The 20,556-nt window shown below is 59.8% G+C and carries 21 protein-coding genes; 18 read left to right on the top strand and 3 right to left on the bottom strand.

Annotated elements, in window-relative coordinates:
* Position 1 precedes the first annotated feature (1 nt).
* From pcaC to aroQ, 10 genes are all read left to right on the top strand, one after another.
* Positions 2 to 451, top strand: coding sequence for a 4-carboxymuconolactone decarboxylase (pcaC, locus tag M0412_RS25320; protein WP_269699876.1), 450 nt, complete (start codon positions 2 to 4; stop codon positions 449 to 451).
* On the top strand, positions 448 to 1,188 hold the full coding sequence (gene pcaH / locus M0412_RS25325) for a protocatechuate 3,4-dioxygenase subunit beta (RefSeq protein WP_077984025.1): 741 nt from the start codon (positions 448 to 450) through the stop codon (positions 1,186 to 1,188). Before pcaC ends, pcaH begins: the two co-directional genes overlap by 4 nt.
* A gap of 2 nt (positions 1,189 to 1,190) precedes the next feature.
* Positions 1,191 to 1,811, top strand: a complete 621-nt coding sequence (gene pcaG, locus M0412_RS25330) for a protocatechuate 3,4-dioxygenase subunit alpha (RefSeq protein ID WP_269699875.1) — start codon at positions 1,191 to 1,193, stop codon at positions 1,809 to 1,811.
* A gap of 18 nt (positions 1,812 to 1,829) precedes the next feature.
* Complete coding sequence (locus tag M0412_RS25335; protein WP_269699874.1) at positions 1,830 to 2,891, top strand: 3-carboxy-cis,cis-muconate cycloisomerase; 1,062 nt, start codon at positions 1,830 to 1,832, stop codon at positions 2,889 to 2,891.
* 367 nt (positions 2,892 to 3,258) lie between these two features.
* Positions 3,259 to 3,927: an amino acid ABC transporter permease gene (locus M0412_RS25340; RefSeq protein WP_142841838.1), complete on the top strand. Its 669-nt coding sequence runs from the start codon at positions 3,259 to 3,261 to the stop codon at positions 3,925 to 3,927.
* A gap of 10 nt (positions 3,928 to 3,937) precedes the next feature.
* Entirely contained in the window at positions 3,938 to 4,588 is a 651-nt protein-coding gene (locus M0412_RS25345; protein WP_142841837.1) for an amino acid ABC transporter permease, read from the top strand.
* Between the two features lie 42 nt (positions 4,589 to 4,630).
* On the top strand, positions 4,631 to 5,470 hold the full coding sequence (locus tag M0412_RS25350; RefSeq protein ID WP_142841836.1) for a transporter substrate-binding domain-containing protein: 840 nt from the start codon (positions 4,631 to 4,633) through the stop codon (positions 5,468 to 5,470).
* A gap of 13 nt (positions 5,471 to 5,483) precedes the next feature.
* A complete protein-coding gene (locus M0412_RS25355; RefSeq protein ID WP_142841835.1) occupies positions 5,484 to 6,245 on the top strand; it encodes an amino acid ABC transporter ATP-binding protein in 762 nt (253 codons plus the stop codon).
* 203 nt (positions 6,246 to 6,448) lie between these two features.
* Positions 6,449 to 7,318 (top strand): shikimate dehydrogenase, encoded by an 870-nt coding sequence (locus tag M0412_RS25360; RefSeq protein WP_142841834.1) that lies wholly within the window; start codon positions 6,449 to 6,451, stop codon positions 7,316 to 7,318.
* The gene (gene aroQ / locus M0412_RS25365; protein ID WP_142841833.1) at positions 7,315 to 7,758 is read left to right on the top strand and encodes a type II 3-dehydroquinate dehydratase; all 444 of its coding nucleotides are present in this window, start codon (positions 7,315 to 7,317) and stop codon (positions 7,756 to 7,758) included. Before M0412_RS25360 ends, aroQ begins: the two co-directional genes overlap by 4 nt.
* Here aroQ and M0412_RS25370 read toward each other — a convergent pair.
* The gene (locus M0412_RS25370) at positions 7,733 to 8,425 is read right to left on the bottom strand and encodes a TetR/AcrR family transcriptional regulator (protein ID WP_269699873.1); all 693 of its coding nucleotides are present in this window, start codon (positions 8,423 to 8,425) and stop codon (positions 7,733 to 7,735) included. The two genes, aroQ and M0412_RS25370, sit on opposite strands and share 26 nt — an antisense overlap.
* 121 nt (positions 8,426 to 8,546) lie before the next feature.
* Here M0412_RS25370 and M0412_RS25375 point away from each other — a divergent pair, with 121 nt between their 5' ends.
* On the top strand, positions 8,547 to 10,448 hold the full coding sequence (locus M0412_RS25375) for a bifunctional sugar phosphate isomerase/epimerase/4-hydroxyphenylpyruvate dioxygenase family protein (RefSeq protein ID WP_269700060.1): 1,902 nt from the start codon (positions 8,547 to 8,549) through the stop codon (positions 10,446 to 10,448).
* 60 nt (positions 10,449 to 10,508) lie between these two features.
* On the opposite strand, the gene M0412_RS25380 is transcribed toward M0412_RS25375, so the two are convergent.
* Complete coding sequence (locus M0412_RS25380) at positions 10,509 to 10,802, bottom strand: putative quinol monooxygenase (protein WP_269699872.1); 294 nt, start codon at positions 10,800 to 10,802, stop codon at positions 10,509 to 10,511.
* 406 nt (positions 10,803 to 11,208) lie between these two features.
* Between M0412_RS25380 and M0412_RS25385 the strand changes: the two genes are divergently transcribed.
* The 6 genes from M0412_RS25385 to M0412_RS25410 all read left to right on the top strand — a co-directional run bounded on the left by M0412_RS25385 (position 11,209) and on the right by M0412_RS25410 (position 18,478).
* Complete coding sequence (locus M0412_RS25385; RefSeq protein ID WP_161991363.1) at positions 11,209 to 11,346, top strand: hypothetical protein; 138 nt, start codon at positions 11,209 to 11,211, stop codon at positions 11,344 to 11,346.
* A 139-nt stretch (positions 11,347 to 11,485) separates the two neighbouring features.
* Positions 11,486 to 13,306: an ABC transporter ATP-binding protein gene (locus tag M0412_RS25390; RefSeq protein ID WP_142841830.1), complete on the top strand. Its 1,821-nt coding sequence runs from the start codon at positions 11,486 to 11,488 to the stop codon at positions 13,304 to 13,306.
* Between the two features lie 41 nt (positions 13,307 to 13,347).
* Positions 13,348 to 14,883, top strand: a complete 1,536-nt coding sequence (locus tag M0412_RS25395; protein ID WP_142841829.1) for an ABC transporter substrate-binding protein — start codon at positions 13,348 to 13,350, stop codon at positions 14,881 to 14,883.
* Positions 14,884 to 14,960: 77 nt separating this feature from the next.
* A complete protein-coding gene (locus tag M0412_RS25400) occupies positions 14,961 to 15,884 on the top strand; it encodes an ABC transporter permease (protein ID WP_006316568.1) in 924 nt (307 codons plus the stop codon).
* A 6-nt stretch (positions 15,885 to 15,890) separates the two neighbouring features.
* The gene (locus M0412_RS25405) at positions 15,891 to 16,739 is read left to right on the top strand and encodes an ABC transporter permease (RefSeq protein ID WP_127758263.1); all 849 of its coding nucleotides are present in this window, start codon (positions 15,891 to 15,893) and stop codon (positions 16,737 to 16,739) included.
* Between the two features lie 5 nt (positions 16,740 to 16,744).
* Positions 16,745 to 18,478: a M14 family metallopeptidase gene (locus tag M0412_RS25410; protein WP_142841828.1), complete on the top strand. Its 1,734-nt coding sequence runs from the start codon at positions 16,745 to 16,747 to the stop codon at positions 18,476 to 18,478.
* A 40-nt stretch (positions 18,479 to 18,518) separates the two neighbouring features.
* Here M0412_RS25410 and M0412_RS25415 read toward each other — a convergent pair whose 3' ends face one another.
* Positions 18,519 to 18,896, bottom strand: coding sequence for a hypothetical protein (locus M0412_RS25415; protein WP_283159212.1), 378 nt, complete (start codon positions 18,894 to 18,896; stop codon positions 18,519 to 18,521).
* Between the two features lie 378 nt (positions 18,897 to 19,274).
* Here M0412_RS25415 and M0412_RS25420 point away from each other — a divergent pair, with 378 nt between their 5' ends.
* Positions 19,275 to 20,447, top strand: a complete 1,173-nt coding sequence (locus M0412_RS25420) for an ABC transporter substrate-binding protein (protein WP_142841827.1) — start codon at positions 19,275 to 19,277, stop codon at positions 20,445 to 20,447.
* Positions 20,448 to 20,556 lie beyond the last annotated feature (109 nt).

Raw genomic sequence — 20,556 nt, forward strand, 5'->3', positions numbered from 1 at the left:
GATGGCGGACCATATCGACAAGAATGAACGTTTCGAACAGGGCATGAAGACCCGCCGCTCGGTACTGGGCGACGCCCATGTCGACCGGGCGCAGACCATGACATCCGGCTTCGACCAGCCCTTCCAGCAGCTCATCACCGAAGCCGCCTGGGGCACGGTGTGGTCCGGCAATCACTGGACGAAGCGCGAGCGCTCGATGGTGACTATTGCCCTGCTCGCAGCACTCGGGCAGGACGAAGAGCTGGCCATGCATGTGCGCGCCACCGCCAATACCGGCGCCACCGAAGCCGATATCCGCGAGGCGCTGCTGCATGTGGCGATCTATGCCGGCGTGCCCGCCGCCAACCATGCTTTCAAGATCGCCAAGCTTGCCCTGGCCAGCATGAAGGCCGATAGTTCCCCTGATAATTCTGACACTGATAATTCTGGCGATGGGGAGGAGACAAGATGAGCAACCAGCCACCCGAAACCGGGCCGTTCTTTGCGCGCAATCGCGACATTCATCCGCTCGCCTATGCGCCCGGCTACAAAACCTCGATCCTGCGCTCGCCACAGCGCGCGCTGATTTCGCTGGAAGGCACCAAGAGCGAGATCACCGGCCCCGTCTTCGGCCATGGCATGCTGAACCCGCTGGATAACGACCTCATCCTCAACTATGCCCGCCCCGGCGAAATGCCGGTTGGTCCGCGCATTCTGGTGCATGGCCGGGTACTGGACGAACGCGGCCGCGGTGTGGATGGCGCGCTGGTGGAGTTCTGGCAAGCCAATGCCGGCGGCCGCTACCGCCACAAGAAGGAAAGTTACCTCGCCGCCATCGATCCGAATTTCGGCGGCGTTGGCCGCACGATCACCGATGAGAATGGTTATTACTGGTTCAAGACCATCCAGCCGGGTGCTTACCCTTGGCCGAACGGCGTCAATGACTGGCGGCCGGCCCATATCCATTTCTCGGTCTTCGGTCACGGCTTTGCCCAGCGGCTGATCACCCAGATGTATTTCGAGGGCGATCCGCTGATCTGGAAATGTCCCATCGTCAAGACCATTCCGGATGAGGATGCCATCAAACGGCTGATCGCGCCGCTGGACATGAATGCGACGCTGCCGATGGACATGCTGGCCTATAAGTTCGATATCGTCCTGCGCGGTCGCCGCTCGACCCTTTTCGAAAACCGCATGGAGGGCAACTGACCATGGTTCAGCCGCTCAATTATTTCAAAGAGACCGCCTCGCAGACGGCGGGACCCTATGTGCATATCGGCTGCACGCCCAATTTCGTCGGCATCGAAGGCGTGTTCGAAAAGGATCTCGGTTCCGGTCCGCTTTATAACGACAGGGCGCGCGGTGAGCGCATCAGTGTGCGCGGCACGGTTTATGACGGCGCGGGAATGCCGCTGAAGGACGCCCTGATCGAAATCTGGCAGGCCGACACGGACGGTTATTACAACAGCCCGAGCGAAACACGCGGCAAGGCCGATCCGAATTTCATCGGCTGGGGCCGTTCGCCGGGCGACATGGATACCGGCGAATTCATCTTCGAAACCATCAAGCCGGGCACGGTGCCGTTCCGCGACGGTCGGCCGATGGCGCCGCACATCACCTTCTGGATCGTGGCGCGCGGCATCAATATCGGCCTGCAGACCCGCATGTATTTCCCGGAAGAACAGGAGGCCAATGCGGCCGACCCGGTTCTGGCCCGCGTCGAACAGAAAAGCCGCATCGCCACGCTTGTCGCCAAGAAGGAAGAGGGAAATATCTATCGTTTCGATATCCGTCTTCAGGGCGAAGGCGAAACCGTGTTTTTCGATATCTGAGCCCAACGGACGAGTGAAATGAGCCTTTCCCCCTTCGAACATCCGTTTCTGTCAGGCCTTTTCGGTGATAGCGAGATCGTCGAACTGTTTTCGGCAAAGGCGGATATCGACGCAATGGTCCGCTTCGAAATGGCACTGGCTGAGGCGGAAGCGGAGGCCGGAATCATTACGGACGAGGTGGCGGAAGCCATCGTTTCGGGACTTTCGAGCTTTGCGGCCGATATGACGGCGCTTCGCCATGGCGTCGCAAAGGATGGCGTGGTGGTGCCGGAACTGGTGCGGCAGATGCGGTCGGCAGTCGCCGGCAAGGCGGCGGACAAGGTGCATTTCGGCGCGACCAGTCAGGATGTCATCGATACCAGCCTGATGCTGCGGCTGAAGATGGCGGTGGAAATCATCACGACCCGCCTCGGCCACCTCATCGATACGCTTGGCGACATCTCCTCGCGCGACGGCCATAACCCTCTGACGGGTTATACCCGCATGCAGGCCGCCATCGGCATCACCGTCGCCGACCGGGCGGCAAGCTGGATAGCGCCGCTGGAGCGCCACCTGCTGCGGCTTGAAACCTTTTCCCGGAACGGCTTTGCCCTTCAGTTCGGCGGCGCAGCCGGCACGCTGGAAAAACTTGGCGACAATGCCGGCGCGGTCCGCGCCGATCTTGCAAAACGCCTTGGCCTTGCCGACAGGCCGCAATGGCAGAGCCAGCGCGACGGCATTGCCGAATTCGCCAATCTGCTGTCCCTCATCACCGGCGCGCTCGGCAAGTTCGGCCAGGATATCGCGCTGATGGCTGAACTCGGTGCGGAAATCCGCTTCTCCGGCGGCGGCGGCTCCTCGGCCATGCCGCACAAGCAGAACCCGGTCAATGCCGAAACGCTGGTGACGCTGGCACGCTTCAATGCCGTGCAGATTTCCGCGTTGCACCAGTCGCTTGTCCATGAACAGGAAAGGTCAGGCGCGGGCTGGATGCTGGAATGGATGACACTGCCGCAAATGGTGACGGCAACGGGGGCGTCCCTGCTGATCGCCGAACGCCTCGCAGGACAGATAGACAGACTGGGCGCGGAAGAAAGCTAGCTGCAAGACCCACGGGTTTTTGATTAAAATCAGCTTCTCCTGCCCCTCCCGCCACCTCATCGGCGGCAGGGTTTTCGTGCGTTGAAAACGCTTGCGCCTTTGCGCATTAGACATTGATAACACACGATTTTCTTAAAAATATCGAATGTAGAAAAAACGGCTTTCCGCTGCTTTTTAACCGGGTGAAGCGCTTGACACAAAAATGAACTAACTGGTACAAACAATCTTGTTGAAGCTATGCCGCAGGTGAGGAAAAGACCCTTCTCGACATGGCCAGACGAATGGAGGGCTTTGGCGCCGTAAGGTTCCCAAAGCGATAAGGACAAGGCGAAAAGCCTGTCCGGGCCCGAAGGGGTTGGGAGGAAGAATGTCTTACAGTCTCGATTTTTCGGTGGTCGCGGACCGCCTGCCCGAGCTGCTTTTGGCCTGTCTGGCGACGATCGGCCTTGCCATTGCCGGCATGTCGCTTGCCACCGTCATCGGGGTTCTCGGCGTGGTCGCCCGTCGTTCGCGGTTCAAACTGCTGCGCGGTCTGGTCATTGGCTTCGTCGAAGCCATCCGCAACACGCCGTTTCTGGTGCAGATATTCTTCATTTTCTTCGCTCTGCCGCAGGTTGGCATCAAGCTTAACCCCACCGTTACCGCCATCATTGCGCTGGCTCTCAACGGCGGTGCCTATGCCATTGAAATCATTCGCGGCGGCGTGGATTCCATTCCCAAGGGACAGGTGGAGGCGGGGCTGGCGCTCGGCCTGCACCGGTCACAGATATTCCGCCACATCATTCTGAAGCCGGCGCTGCGCGCGGTCTATCCCTCGCTCACCAGCCAGTTCATCATGCTGACGCTGACCACCTCGGTCTGCACCTCGATCGCCGCTTACGAACTGACATCCGTAGCCCAGAAGATCGAGGCGGACACCTTCCGGTCGTTCGAGGTCTATTTCTCGATCACGCTGCTCTATCTGGTCATTTCCTCGCTGATGATGGGCATCTTCTCGCTCATCTCCCGCGCATCCTTCAGCTATCCGGTCAAGTGAGGAAAAGACAATGGAATCCATCGGTCCCAACGAACTCTTCTTCCTGATGCAAGGCCTGAAATGGACGCTGGCGCTGACGGTGATCGGCTTTATCGGCGGTGGCATATTCGGCCTTTGCGTGGCGCTTGCCCGTGTTGCCGAAAGCCCGGCGATCCAGCGCGCCAGCACCGGTTATATCGCCGTCTTCCAGGGCACGCCGCTCCTGATGCAGCTTTTCGTGGTTTATTACGGCGTGGCGCTTGCCGGCCTCAATGTCGATGCCTGGATTGCTGTCGCCATCGCCTTCACCCTGCATGCCAGCGCCTTCCTCGGCGAAATCTGGCGTGGCGGCATTCAGGCGGTGCCAAAAGGCCAGACGGAGGCCGCCAATGCGCTTGGCCTGCATTATATCTCCCGCATGAAGGACGTGGTTCTGCCGCAGGCCTTCAAGATTTCGCTGCCGGCCACCATCGGTTTCCTCGTGCAGCTCATCAAGGGCACCTCGCTTGCCGCCATCGTCGGTTTCGTCGAGCTGTCGCGCGCCGGCCAGATTGTCTCCAACCAGACGTTCCGCCCGCTCACCGTGTTTGCCATCGTCGGCATCATCTATTTCCTGATCTGCTGGCCGCTTTCCCTATGGGGTGCGGGTGTGGAGAGACGGATGCAGGCCAATTCCCGTTAACAACCAGAACCATCTCATCAGCTTTGTAAGGAGGAGCAAAAGATGAAAACCACCAGCATGAAATTCTCTCGTCGCGCCCTGCTCGCGCTTGCCGCGGCAACGGTTGCCCTGCCCTTTGTCGCACCGGTCGATGCTTTCGCCGGCACGGTGGAAGAGGCAAAAGCCAAGGGCAAGGTCGTCATCGGCATTCAGGGCGACAATTCGCCATGGGGCTTCGTCAATTCCAGCGGCGTGCAGGACGGCCTCGATGCCGATATCGGCAAGGCCTTTGCCGATTATCTCGGCGTCAAGGTCGAATTCGTGCCGCTCGCCGTGGCCAACCGTATTCCGGCACTTCTGACCGGTAAGGTCGACCTGTTGTTCGCGACCATGGGCATGACCGCCGAACGCGCCAAGACCATTCAATATTCCAAGCCCTATGCCGGCAACGTGCTGTCCGTCTATGGCCCGAAAGACAAGAAGATCGCCGGTTATGACGACCTGACCGGCGTTTCCGTCGGTGTGCCGAAGTCGAGCGCGATGGACACTTCGATCACGGCAGGCGCTGGCTCGAAGGCCAATATCCTGCGTTTCGACGATGACGCCGCCAATATTCAGGCGCTGATCTCCGGCCAGGTCGAGGTTGTCGGCGGCAACCAGTTTTATGGTGACCGGCTGAACAAGGCGGCCGAAGGCAAATACGAGCCGAAGTTCGATCTGACGACGCTTTATAACGGCGCCGGCACCCGCCCGGGTGAAAAGGACTGGAACGAAACAGTCAACGCCTTCCTCGACAAGATCAAGTCCGATGGCCAGCTGGCCAAGATCTACGACAAGTGGATGAAGCGCGAAGTTCCGGCCTTCCCGGACAGCCTGCCCGACATCCCGTTCACCGTGAAGTAAGCAGGAGGTTTCCATGCCGCAATCCGCCACTGCCGAGGTTCCGCTTATCGCCCTTCAAGGGGTTGGAAAGTGGTATGGAGCCTTCCATGCGCTTAAGAATATCGACATGACGGTTCGCAAGGGCGAAAAAATCGTCCTTTGCGGTCCGTCCGGTTCGGGAAAATCCACCCTCATCCGCTGCATCAACCATCTGGAGGAAATCCAGGAGGGCAAGATCACGGTCGAGGGAACCACGCTTTCGGATTCCAGCCGCGCCATCGATGCCGTTCGCCGCGAGGTGGGCATGGTGTTCCAGAGCTTCAATCTCTTCCCGCACAAGACCATCATGGAAAACTGCACGCTGGCCCCCATGCGGGTGAAGGGCCTGTCGAAAGCCGATGCGGAAGCGACGGCGCGCAAATATCTGGAGCGCGTGCGCATTCTCAATCAGGCCGATAAATACCCGGCCCAGCTTTCCGGCGGCCAGCAGCAGCGCGCAGCGATTGCCCGGGCGTTGTGCATGGAGCCGAAAGCCATGTTGTTCGACGAGCCGACCTCGGCGCTCGACCCGGAAATGGTGAAAGAGGTGCTCGACACCATGATCGGCCTTGCCCGTGATGGCATGACAATGATCTGCGTCACCCATGAAATGGGTTTCGCCCGGCAGGTGGCAGACCGCGTGATCTTCATGTCGGAAGGCGAGATCATCGAGGAAGGCCCGCCGGACGAGTTCTTCCGCGACCCCAAGCACCAGCGCACCCGCACATTCCTCGGCGAAATTCTCGCCCACCACTGAGGTTCGTCCATCTGCCCTCAGACTTGTGGCGACCTCCCGGCATACGCAACGTCATCCTCGGGCTTGACCCGAGGAACCACTGATTTCCACGGGCTATGGATCCTCAGGTCAAGCCCGGGGAGGTGACGAAGGAGAGGTCTCAATACCTCGCCAGCAACCTGAAGGCAGGCGGAGCCTGCCCCGAAACGACGAACGACCCGATCATGACAGAAACAAAATCCTTCAAGGTCGGCCTGATAGGCGCCGATATCCAGCTTTCCAAGTCGCCCGCGCTGCACATGCGCGAAGGGGCTGCCCACGGCCTCGATTACTCCTATGAGCTGGTGGATGTCACCGCCCGCCAATTGCCGGCAAGCGCCCTTCCCGATCTGCTCGATGAGCTGGAAACGCGCGGTTTTGCCGGTACCAACATCACCCATCCGTTCAAACAGGCGGTTATTCCGCATCTGGATGAACTCTCTGACGATGCCCGCATGCTTGGCGCGGTCAACACCGTTGTCTTCAAGGATGGCCGCCGCATCGGCCACAATACCGACTGGTACGGCTTTTATGAAAGTTTCGTGCGCGGCCTGCCGGATGCGAAACGTGGCCGGGCGCTGCTGGTTGGCGCTGGCGGGGCGGGTGTGGCGGTGGCCCATGCCGCACTGAAGCTCGACATCACCCGTCTCGATATTTTCGACCGCGATTTCCCTCGGGCGGAAAGGTTGGCCGACGAGCTGAACGCCCGTTTCGGCGAGGGCCGCGCCTTTGCCGTCAAAGACCCGGCTTCCTCACTGCCCTTCGCCGATGGTCTCATCCATGCGACGCCGATGGGCATGCCCGCGCATCCCGGCATGCCGGTTGCGGCAGATCTCATCGAACAGCGGCACTGGGTGGCCGATATCGTCTATATGCCGCTCGTCACCGAACTTCTGGCGACGGCAGCGAAAAAAGGCTGTCGCACCCTGCCCGGCGGCGGCATGACCGTGTTTCAGGCCGTCGGCGCGTTCCGTCTCTTTTGCGGCCGCGAGCCGGATGCTGAGCGCATGACGGCGCATTTCACCGAGCTTTGCATGGCGGAAGGCGTAGCATGAGCCTTTTTACTGTTTTGAACGGACCGAATCTCAACCTGCTCGGCCAGCGCCAGCCGGAAATTTACGGCCATGAGACCATGGCCGATGTGGAGGCCAACTGCCGCAAGGTGGCCGATGCTGCCGGCCATGAGCTGTTCTTTGCCCAGAGCAACCGCGAATATGAGCTGATTGACTGGATTCACGAAGCGCGGGGCAAGTCATCAGGCATCGTCATCAATCCTGGGGCCTTCACCCACACGTCAGTGGCGATCCTCGATGCGCTGAATGCCTTCGAAGCACCTGTCATCGAGGTTCATATTTCCAACATCCACAAACGCGAGGTTTTCCGCCACCATTCCTACGTCTCGACCCGCGCCGAAGGCGTAGTCGCCGGTCTCGGCATCGAAGGTTACGAGGTGGCATTACGCCATCTCATCAACCGTTTTTCCCGATCGTCGTGATATGGCCGGGCGTCAGCACATAACGCAGCACCATGTCGCTGACATGCCGCGACAATGTCTCCTGACCCTTTTCGGTAAACAGGCTATCGCCGAAGATGAACGAAAAGGTCTCGGCGTTCGAAACGTTGAAGAAAGACAGCGCGCTGATCTGCCAGTGCAGTTCCAGCGCATCGATGCCATCGCGGAAGATGCCGCCTTTCTGGCCGCGCAGCAGCACGCTTTCCAGCGCATCGATGGCCGGGCGGTTCAACTGGCGGATCGTTTCGGAGGACTGCATGTGGCGGCCGTGATGGATGTTCTCGATCATCACCATGCGGATGAAGGCCGGATTGCGCCGGTGGTGATCAAAGGTGAACCGACAGAGCTTGTCGAGCGCCGCTGCCGGCTCCAGGTCGTCCAGCTCCAGATCGCTCTCACCGCCGCGCACCTTGGCATAGGCCTCTTCCAGCACACGCTGATAAAGGCTCTCCTTGTCGCTGAAGTAATAATAGATCATGCGCTTGGACGTGCGCGTGCGGGCCGCAATTTCATCAATGCGGGCGCCGGAGAGACCGTTCTGCGAAAACTCTTCCATTGCCACCGAAAGAATGTCGCAGCGAACCCCTTCCGGATCGCGCTTCGCCTGCCGGCTGTCTCGGGTTCCGTTCGAAATTACGCTTTTGGTCATCATCCATTCCATCGGTGGGGCAGCGGCCTGCGGTCACGCCCTGATTATTAACCAATCAGTACATAAGGCTGAAAAGGAAGGCAATATGGCGAGCTATGACACAGGCAGACACGGCATGCCAATGCGCACATCCATTGCAACCGTATCGATCAGCGGCGAATTCCCCGAAAAACTGGCGGCCATCGCCAAGGCGGGCTTCAGCGGCGTGGAGATTTTCGAAAACGATTTCCTGACCTATGACGCCTCCCCGCGCGAGGTGAAGGCGCTGGCCGCCGATCATGGGCTGGATATCACGCTTTTCCAGCCATTCCGCGATTTCGAGGGCATGCCGGAGCCGCACCGCGCCCGCGCCTTTGAACGCGCGCAGCGGAAATTTGACATCATGGGCGAACTCGGCACCGATCTGATGCTGATCTGCTCCAACGTGTCACCCGTGTCGCTCGGCGGCATCGACCGCGCCGCCGCCGATTTCCATCAACTGGGCGAGCTTGCGGCCAAACATGGCGTGCGTGTCGGTTATGAGGCGCTGGCCTGGGGCCGCCATATCAGTGACCACCGCGATGCATGGGAGGTGGTTCGCCGTGCCGACCACGCCAATGTCGGCATCATTCTCGACAGTTTCCACACTTTGTCGCGCAAGATCGACCCCAATTCGATCCGCTCCATTCCCGGCGACAAGATTTTCATCGTGCAGCTGGCCGATGCGCCGCTGATCGACATGGACCTGCTCTATTGGAGCCGTCATTTCCGCAACATGCCCGGCGAAGGCGATCTGCCTGTCGTGGATTTCATGCGCGCCGTCGCCGCCACCGGCTATAGCGGCCCGCTGTCGCTGGAAATCTTCAACGATCAGTTTCGCGGTGGCTCAGCCCGCCTGCTCGCCGAAGACGGTCATCGTTCGCTCATCAACCTCATGGATCAGGTGCGCCGTCTAGAGCCTGATATTCGCATCGACGTGCCGGCCATGCCGGAACGGGCGCAAACGCAAGGGGTGGAATTCGTCGAATTCACCACGGCACCGGAGGAAAAGGCCCATCTGGAGGCATTGCTCGCCACGCTAGGCTTCGAAAGAACCGGCAGGCACCGCAATCGCGATGTCGATCTTTATACGCAGGGCGATATCCGCATTGTCATCAATACCAGCGATGAAGGCGACAGTTTCGCTGGCGCGTCCTATTCCATCCACGGCACCAATGCCTATGCCTTTGGCCTGAAGGTGGATGATGCGCAGGCGGCCCTTGCCCGGGCCGAAGCGCTCGGCGCGCCGACCTTCACGGAACCGCGCAAGACGGGTGAAGTCGCTGTTCCCGCCATTCAGGGCGTGGGCAACGGCGTCATCTATTTTCTCGATGCTTCGCCGGCGCTCGCTTCCATCTGGGACAATGAATTTGTGCCGACGCAGGGACAGAAAGCAGCCGACAATGCCGGCCTGAAGCGCATCGATCACCTTGCGCAAACAACGCATTATGATGAAATGCTGACCTGGCTTCTATTTTACACCTCGCTGTTTTCCACCCGCCGCACACCGATGGTCGATGTGGTCGATCCCGGCGGGCTGGTGCGCAGTCAGGCGATCGAAAGCGTGCCGGCACCGCATTTCCGCCTGACCATGAACGGTGCGGATAACCGCAAGACCTTCGCCGGCAAATTTCTGGCCGAGGGTTTCGGCACCAGCATCCAGCACATCGCATTTGCCACCGATGATATTTTCGCGACAGCCAAGGCCATGCAGGTGCGCGGTTTCCACGCCCTGCCGATCTCGCGCAATTATTACGACGATCTGGAAGCCCGCTTTGGTCTGGAGCCGGAATTTTCCGATGCCCTGCGAGAAGCAAGCATTCTTTATGACCGCGACGACAACGGCGAATATTTCCAGATCTACAGCCGCACCTTCGGTGAAGGTTTCTTCTTCGAGATCATCGAGCGGCGTGGTGCCTATGCCGGCTATGGCGCCATGAACGCACCCTTCCGCATTGCCGCGCAACGGCGCCTTGCCCCGCCGGTCGGCATGCCGAGGGAATAGGCATCGTCACGATACGATCAGGCCGCAGCCGACAGGAATGTCGCTGCGGCCAACCCGCATTCAAGCCAGTGTCGCTATCTCATAATCCCGTGGAATGGCGGAGGTGGCGGTGAACCACGCCGATGCCTGCGTCCGCTGCTGATGGAAATCAAAAGCGGCGCGATCGGCAAACAGTTCCTCTACCCGCCAGACCAGAGGATTGTCGGTCTGAGTGACGTCAAAGGAAATACAGCCAGGTTCCGCTCTGGTCAGACGAAGGTGTTCGGGAAGATGGATTTCCACAACCCGGATATCCTCCACCGATGCGCAACGCAGGAAACCGGATAATCTGACAGCGCCCGTTCTATTCGTCATGTTGGTATCCTTGTGCATTACTGTTTATCCGCCTGTGACACGAGCAACGATACAATCGTCTACCACTGCGGCATCGCGATAAAATTTGCCCGCTTATGCTTCCTCCGTATCCTCGGGCTTGACCCGAGCAGCCATCGACTTCAACGGGTTATGGATCGTCAGGTCAAGCCCGAGGATGAGGTCAAACATATCGGAGTTGTCACCGATCTCCGACACTCGCCGACCGGCGACAGTCTTCCCCGAAAACAAGCTGTGGTAGACGTCCCGCACCTTCAGGGACACCCGCGCCCAAAATAAATGCACCTGCGCATTTGTAGAGCATTACACAAAAATTGTTCAACACTCTGGACATGATTGTCGGCTTTTGTTAGCTTTTTTGTAAAATAAGGGTGGGGAATACAGTTTCATGCGCAACATCGATTCCGGGGCCGATGCCGGGCATTTTGCCGGCACCGACGCGGTGGCTTTCAGAACCGGGGCAAGATCGCAATATCCGCGCCTGCCGGCCTCATCCGATGCGCATTGCGCCCTTGAGGCGGCGTGAGCCACCATGCGCTTTTCCGCGACATTCGCCTTCTTTCGCGCCACGCTTGATGCTCGCGCCTGTCCGACGCCCTTTTGCCCTTCCATAATTCAGATGGCCGCGCCAGAATTGCCGCGCACGCCAAGCCGGAGACGCTGACATGACTGCCGCAAACCGCAACGCCCTCCTCTCGGTCGAAGGCCTGAGCGTCGAGTTCGGCGACAGCCGCGTCGTGGACGACATCTCCTTTTCCGTGGAAGCCGGCAGGACCGTGGCGATCGTCGGCGAGTCCGGATCGGGAAAATCGGTCACCTCGCTGTCCACCATGCGCCTTGCCGATATGATGGGCGCGACCTACCCCACCGGCAAAATCCTGTTTGAAGGTCGGGACCTGCTGAAGGCCTCGCAGAAAGAGATGCGATCGATCCGCGGCAAGGAGATCGCCATGATCTTCCAGGAGCCGATGACCTCGCTCAATCCGGTCTTCACCATCGGTGACCAGATCTGCGAAGTGCTGATGCTACATGAAAAGCTGGGCAAGACGGCTGCCATGGCGCAGGCCCGCGAACTTCTTGAAATGGTGCGACTGCCCGATGCAGCCGAGCTTCTGAAACGCTACCCGCACCAGCTTTCCGGCGGCATGCGCCAGCGGGTGATGATCGCCATGGCGCTCGCCTGCCGGCCGAAGCTTTTGATCGCCGACGAGCCGACGACGGCGCTTGACGTTACCATTCAGGCGCAGATCCTCAACATCATGCGCGATCTGCAGAAGAAGCTCGGCATGGGCATGGTCTTCATCACCCATGATATGGGCGTGGTGGCGGAAATGGCCGATGACGTCGTTGTCATGTGGAAAGGCAAGAAGGTCGAGGAAGGTCCTGTAAAAGACATCTTCGCCAACCCGCAGCACCCTTACACGCGCGCCCTGCTTTCCGCCGTACCGCGCCTCGGAAGCATGACCGGCGAAGAGTTTCCGAAGCGCCTGCCGCTTACCGTGCTGCAGGATGGCCAGCCGGTCGTGATCGGCGAGGAGCGCGTGCAAAACACCGCAAAATATGACGCCAAGCCGCTTCTGTCGGTCAAGGACCTGTTCGTGCGTTTCGATATTCGCAAGAACCTGTTCGGCAAAGCGACGCACCGTTGCAGCGCCGTACAGAAGGTCAGCTTCGATATTCACGCCGGCGAAACGCTGGCGCTGGTGGGCGAATCCGGGTCGGGCAAATCCACCATCGGCCGCACCATCCAGCAGCTCCAGACAGCCGTGTCAGGTGAAATTGCCTTTAATGGCCGCAGCTACTCGCAGATGTCGGCTGGGGAGCGCTTCCGCATGCGCCAGGAAGTGCAATATATCTTCCAGGATCCCTTCGCCTCGCTCGATCCGCGCAAGACGGTCGGTTTTTCGATTGCCGAGCCGATCAACACCCACAGTTTGATCAATGATCAAAAGGCGGTACGTCGGCGGGTGGATGAATTGCTGGAGCGTGTGGGCCTCAGCTCCGAACATGCCGCGCGTTATCCGCACGAGTTTTCCGGCGGTCAGCGCCAGCGCGTCTGCATTGCCCGCGCGTTGGCTTCCGATCCGAAGCTCATCATCGCCGATGAGGCGCTCTCGGCGCTCGATGTCTCCATTCAGGCGCAGATCATCAATCTGTTCATGGATTTGCAGGCCGAGCGTGGCCTCGCTTATCTCTTCATCAGCCATGACATGGCTGTCGTGGAAAAGATGAGCCACCGCGTTGCCGTGCTTTATCTTGGCCAGATCATGGAAATGGGCAGCCGCCGACAGGTGTTCGAAACGCCGACGCATGATTATACCCGCCGCCTGCTGTCGGCCGTGCCGGTTGCCGATCCGACCATCGAGCGCCGCATCGCCATGATCGAGGGCGAAATACCCAATCCCGTGCGCCGTGTCGGCGATGAGCCGGCCATTCTCGCCCATGAGGAAATCAATCCGGGCCACTTCATCGCGAAGAGCGCCTGAATAACAACCAGAACCGCAACCATCTGAAGAGGAACAGGTAGATGACAATGATAAAGAAGGGGATGACGACAACGTTCGTCGCGCTTGCCATGGCCGCCACGGCCTTCACCGCCGCACCGGCTCTTGCCGCCGGCAAGATGACCATTTCCAGCCCGCAGGACCCGGGCAGCTGGGATCCGATCGACACCTTCCTCGTACAGTGGGCTGCCGTCGCCACCAACATCTTCGATGGCCTCACCTATCGCGGCCCGGACCTGAAGGTTGTGCCCGGCCTTGCCGAATCCTGGGAAGAGCTGGATGAGGGCAAGCGCATCCGCTTCAAGCTGCGCCAGAACGTCAAGTTCCACAATGGCGAACCCTTCAACGCCGCCGCCGTCAAGTTCACCTTCGAGCGCCTTCTCGGCGAACAGGGTGCCAAGGGCCCGCAGCGCTCCAACTATGTTGCCATCGAAAGCGTCGATGTCATCGACGATTACACCGTCGACATGAAGCTGAAGGCGCCGGATCCCGTCCTGCTCACCAAGCTTGCCGGTTATGGCGGCATGATCGTTCCGCCTGCCTACATCAAGGAAAAGGGCGAGGACAATTTCAACCTCAACCCAGTCGGCACCGGTGCATTCAAATTCGTTTCCTACGCGCCGAAGACCAATATCAAGCTGGAAGCCAACCCCGATTACTGGGGCGGCGCGCCAAAACTTTCCGAGCTTGAATATCGCTTCATCGCCGAGCCGGCGACCGCCGTCGCCGAATTGCAGGCCGGCCGCGTCGATCTCGTCATTCCGCCCACCATCCCGATCGGCATGATCCCGGTCATCGAAGGCGATTCCAAGCTTGAGATCGTCAGCGTTCCCGGCCCGACCGTCGATGCGCTGCGTTTCAACACCCGTGACGGCATTACCGCCGATCCGAAGGTGCGCAAGGCGATCATCATGGCCGTCGATCGCGGCACCATCGTCAAGTCTATCCTCGCCGGTCAGGCATCGGAAATCGCAAGCTTCCAGAGCGCGCTGTCCTTCGGTTACGACCCGGAACTGAAGCCGCTGCCTTACGATCCGGAAGGCGCGAAAAAGCTGCTCGCGGAAGCCGGTGTCAAGGCAGGCGCGGCGCTGCAGATCGATATCCGCGGCAATGACGCGACGATGAACGAGGTGGCGCAGGTTATTTCCAGCTACCTCTCCATGGTCGGCATCACCGCCACCATCAAGCCTTACGAAACCAACGTTCTGCTGAACGACATCATCCCGCAGGGCAAGACCGGCGCGATGTTCCAGCAGAAATGGGGCGGCTGGACCTTCGATTACGACAACACGGCCTATTCCATGTATCACTCGGGTGAAAAGTGGAACCCTTACGACAAGGACGAAAAGCTGGACAAGCTGCTTGAATCCCAGCGTCCGCTGACCGACCGTGCCGAGCGCGAAAAGATCCTCAAGGAAATCGGCAGCTATACCGCCGAACGCGCGCTGGAAATCCCGCTGTACAACACCAACGCCATTTACGGCATCAACAAGCGGGTCAAGGGTTTCGTTGCACCGCCGGATAACCGCCTTAAGCTGACCGACGTCACCGTCGAATAATCAGGCTGGTTTTCTGATCAACACACCTTGCCCGCCGCAATGCGGGCAAGGCCGGGTCTCTCTTCAAGGTAAAAAACGTGGCCGGTTTCCTCATCAAGCGATTGCTGCAGGCGATTTTTGTCGTCATCGCCATCACCCTTCTCGTTTCCTTCGCCATTCGCCTCACCGGCGATCCGGCTGTCACCATGTTCCAGGGCGGCGGCAGCATGACGGAAGACGATCTGGCGCGCATTCGCGCGGCGCTGGGCACCGACCGGCCGTTCTTCGTGCAATATTTCAGTTTCCTCAAGGGCCTCGTGACACTCGATTTCGGCCGCAGCTTCACCGGCAGCACGCCGGTCTCGCGCCTCATCGCCGATGCCCTGCCCGCCACGCTGCTGCTCGCCTTCATTTCCATGGCGGTGTCGATCGCGCTCTCCATCCCGCTCGGCATCAAGGCGGCGACATCGCGCGGCAAGACGGCCGATCAGGTGATCCGCATCTTCTCGCTCATCGGCCTGTCCTTCCCGAATTTCTGGCTGGCGACGATGCTGGTGCTGCTGTTCTCCATCACGCTCGGCTGGCTGCCGCCCAGCGGCATGGGCGGTTTTGCCAGCTACATCATGCCATCAGTGACGATGGGTGTGATCCTGACGGCAACCAATGTGCGCCTCGTGCGCACCGCCATGCTCGATACGCTGCGCTCGCAATATGTCATGGTGGCGCGCGCCAAGGGCCTCAGCGAAAGCAAGGTTCTCTACAAACACGCGCTGCGCAACTGCGCCATTCCGCTCATCACCTATTTCGGCCTGCAATTTGGCGGGTTGCTCGGCGGCATCGTCGTTATCGAGCGTGTCTTCAACTGGCCGGGCCTCGGCACGCTGGCTTTCGACGCGGTCGGCGCGCGTGATTATCCCGTGCTTCAGGCCGTCATCACCGTGCTGTCGCTGATGATCGTCGGCATCAACCTTCTGGTCGATATCGCCTACGGGCTTGTCGATCCGCGCATCCGCACGGAGTAAGTGACGATGGCTGCCAAAACCTCGCGTCTCGCGCGCTTCACCAATCTCGAATTCGTCCTCGGCGCGTTCCTCACGACAGTCATCTGCCTTGCCGTCGTCTTTTCCGACGTGCTGTTTCCGGGCGGTGCGGACAAGATCGACCTGATGGCCCGCCTTGCCAAGCCCTTCGCCAATGCCGCCCATCCACTCGGCACCGATCCGCTGGGTCGTGACGTGCTCGCCCGTGTCGTCGCCGGCGGCAAGATCTCCCTGCTGGTCGGTTTCACCTCTGTTATCGGCGCGGTCATCTTCGGCGTCGCGGTCGGTCTGGTCGCCGGTTATTATCGCGGCTTCTGGGACATGCTGGTCATGCGCTTTGCCGATATCCAGCTCGCCATGCCCTTCATTCTCTTGGCCATCACCTTCATCGCCATTGTCGGCGGCAGCCTCACCAACACCATCATCCTGCTGATCATATCGCAATGGGTGCAATATGCCCGCCTCGTGCGCGGCTCGGTGCTGACGCTTCGGGAGCGGGAATTCATCCTTTCCGCCCGCGCCATCGGCGTGAAGGACTGGCGCATCATTCTCCAGCACCTGCTGCCGAACCTCATCGGGCCGGTCATCGTGCTGATGACGCTGAATGTCGCCAACAACATCCTGCTGGAAAGCAGCCTCACCTTCCTCGGCCTCGGCGTTGATCCGACCATACCGAGCTGGGGCGGCATGCTGGCGGATGGCCGCACCTATCTGCAGACCGCATGGTGGGTCAGCGTTTTCCCCGGCCTTGCCATCTTGCTGACAGTGCTTGGCCTCAACCTTCTCGGCGACTGGCTGCGCGACAGCCTCGACCCAACAGGCAGAACCTCGAGGTAACCCAGATGAGCCAGATTTTCGACCAGACTTTCGAACGCACTCTGGATATCCTCGTCAGCCGCGCGACACCCGGCCAGTCCTTCGAGGCATGGACCTTTGATGACGCCAAAAGCCGCCGCGAGGCCGAAGAGAGGCTGAAGAAAAAGGGCGTCAGCGCCCGCATTCGCAGCGCCTATAAACCGCTTCTCTTCACCTTTCTGGAAGAGATCAATCTGGATGGCGTCGACATCATCGAGGTGCGTTACCCCGTGCACGCCAACGCCCCCGCCAACCGTTTCCGGCTGGAGGCCTATCCGCTGGCGGCTCTGGTGGGCGATGCGAAGATCGATTTCATCGCCCGCGACGACGACGCCTTCCATTATGACGTTACGCTGAGTCGCAATGGCAAGCAGGAAACCCTGAAGGTTTTGGCCCCAAACCGGGTTCATACCGATATGGTCGGCGAAACCAATGTCTCGCCAACCGGCTGGTTCCGGCCTGCCGGCGATGTTGCGGGCGAGCGGCTGGAGACGGATTACGAGCGGCTTTTCGAAGCGGCTATCCATGCCGTCGCCAACCACGGCTGGGGCGATGAGGAGCCCTATTTCGAAGAACTGAACATCCGCGTCGCGCACCCGGCCGAAGATTTGACCCTCTCCGTCGGCGATGAGGTCGTCAGCCTGCGTGAAGCGCTGCACGAGGATTTCTATTTCTCGCTCCTGGAGTTCTTCCAGAAGAAATCCGGCCGGCCGCTGGGTGACCGGGGCCTGAAACCCGGCCAGATCGTGCCGGAAATCGTCAAGAGCGCAGGCGAAGTCTCGCTGCGCATCGAGACCCGCAAGCTCAGCACCACCTTCCTTGATGGCGACAATCAGCCGATCGATGAGGCACGGGAACCGGTTGCGGCAGGCCAGCTGGCGGCACTGCTGGCGGATATCGGGGGCGAGACCTTCGAGGCCCGCTCGCGCTCCGGCCGCGTCCTCTCCGCCCGCTACGTGGCCGGCAGCGATGCCGCCGTGATGGTGAGTGGCGGCCAGCACCCCAACGAGACCACAGGCATCGTCGGCGCCATCCGCGCCGCCCGTAAACTCGCGGAGCGTAAGGGCGCGCATTTCACCATCTCGCCACTGGAAAATCCCGACGGCTACGCCCTGCACCAGCGGCTTCGCGTCGACAATCCGCGCCACATGCACCATGCCGCGCGCTACACCGCTCTTGGTGATGACCTCGAATATCGCACCCCGGAAAATTCGGGCGCGCATCTCAACGAGAAGGAAATCCGTTTCAAGGCGCAGGAGATGAGTGGCGCGAGCCTGCATGTGAACCTGCACGGTTATCCCTCTCACGAGTGGACCCGGCCTCTATCCGGTTATGTGCCGCGCAATTTCGCCATGTGGACGCTGCCGAAAGGGTTCTTCCTCATCATCCGCCACCATGCGGACTGGGAAAACCAAGCCGAAGCCCTGCTCGACCGGGTGACCCGCCATCTTGGCGCCATTCCGGGACTTCTGGACTACAATAATCGCCAGATCGCGCTTTATGAAATCCACGCTGGCGAAACCGGTTTCCGCATCATCAACGGCTTCCCCTGTCTGTCGTCCATCGACGACCGCCACACCGTACCGATGACGCTGATCACCGAATATCCCGATGAAACCATCTACGGCAATGATTTCATCACCGGCCATACCGCGCAGATGGAAACGGTTCTATCGGCCTATGATGCCTGGCAGGAGATTCTGGTCGGGGAAGTGGCCTGATATCATAGCCGCCCCCACTGGGCCGCCCTGAATGGGCGGCTTATTTTGCCGGCGTGGTGGTGGCGGCAAGCTTGTTTTCCCGCTGTTTCTGCAACAGCTTCTTGCCTTTGCTGAGGATATGCAGGTTCGCGGCGTCGAGCTTGTTATAACCAGCCTGAATGATATCGATATCGGCGACATGGCCGATTGCGGCGAGCTTGTACATGACATCGCCGACCGCCACATCGACAGGCGGCACCGGCAAGGTTGCAACATCCTTCGTTGCCGCCTGACCCCCCTCCGCCGTACCACCCATGACGTGATACAGAGCCAGCGCCTTACGCAGAAACGCCTCGCGGCGCTCGATCTTGTTGTTGAGTATACTTTCTCCGACGCGATTTCGCATCAGCTCAACAGCCTTATTTTGATATTCGCCCATCAGACACCAAATAAATTTCAAAATATGCTTCGCGAGACTACGAACAATCCCCTTAGAACTGGTTAAGGCATATCATTTTACGCGCATGAAATTCATGTTCTCCCGTCACCCGGTCATAGCCGGTTTGATAACGGGACATCCGGACGTGGAGGCTTGCAGACAGGCCGCTCGGAATGGTCGCCGGCGGGCTCATATTGAGAATCGCCCGGCGATGCCTATTGTGTGACCCCATTGCAGACGAAAGCAGATGAAGCCGGGATTGATAACCGTCAGGTTATTTATTACCCCCCTTATTTCATTTTACTTTGGTCACCACACTCATCAATCTGGCAGCCTGGATCGGTGGATGGGAGCCACGGATCAATTGGGAGGAAATCAATGAAATTACGGATCACCGCCGCAATCGCGGCCATCTGCTTCAGTTCTGCTGCTTATGCCGAGACGATCAAGGTCGGCGTGGTCGGTCCGTTCTCCGGCCCATTTGCGTTGCAGGGCAAGAACTTCAAGGCCGGCATCGATGCCTGGTTTGCGCTGCACGGCAACAAGGTCGGCGATGACACGATCGAGGTCGTTTATCGCGATGTGCCGCAGGCCGATCCGGCGCAGTCCAAGGCGCTGGCGCAGGAGCTGGTGGTGAAGGAACGCGTGCAATATCTCGCCGGCTTCTATTTCACCCCTGATGCCATGGCCGTCACGCCGCTTCTGAAGCAGGGCAATGTGCCGATGGTCATCATGAATGCCGCCACCTCAGCCATCGTGACGAAAAGCCCCTATGTGGTGCGTACCTCGTTCACCACCTGGCAGACCTCCACCCCCATCGCCAAGGTGGCATTTGATGGCGGTGTGAAGAAGGTCATTTCGCTGGTCAGCGATTACGGCCCGGGCGTCGATGCCGAAAACGCCTTCAAGGCGGCATTTACCGCCGCCGGCGGCGAGGTGGTGGAAACCATCCGCATGCCGCTTTCCACCAATGATTTCAGCCCGATCATGCAGCGCGTGAAGGACTCCGGTGCTCAAGGCGTTTTCGCCTTCCTGCCGTCAGGCCCGACCACACTCGGCTTCGTCAAGGCCTTCAACGATAACGGCCTGAAATCCGCAGGCGTGAAGCTCTTCGCACCGGGCGACCTGACGCAGGAATCCGACCTGCCGGCACTGGGCGAGGCCGCGCTCGGCATGCAGACGACCTTCCATTACGCCGTCTCGCATGATTCACCGGAGAATAAGACATTCGTGGAAGCCGCCACCAAGGCGATCGGCAATCCGAAGGAACTGTCCTTCCCGGCCGTCAGCGCGTTTGACGGCATGTATGTCATCAGCAAGATGATCGAGGCCACCGGCGGCAAGCAGGATGCGGAAAAGGCAGTCGAGGCGGTGAAGGGTCTTTCCTGGACAAGCCCGCGCGGCCCTGTCAGCATCGATCCGGAAAGCCGCCACATCACGCAGAACATCTATCTGCGCGAAGTCGCCAAGGCCGATGACGGCAGCTATTACAACAAGGAAGTCCAGACTTTCGAAAAACAGGGCGATCCGGGTCTCGCCGCCGCGAAATAACCGGCAACACAGGCCTCGCCGCGACAATGGCGGCATTCTTGAAACGGTCGAACCGCCCCTATGGCGGTTCGGTTCCGGCCCGGACGGGCGTTACAGCACCGGGAGGAGT

The organism is Agrobacterium sp. O3.4 (genome assembly GCF_041414895.1).
GTDB lineage: Bacteria > Pseudomonadota > Alphaproteobacteria > Rhizobiales > Rhizobiaceae > Agrobacterium > Agrobacterium cucumeris.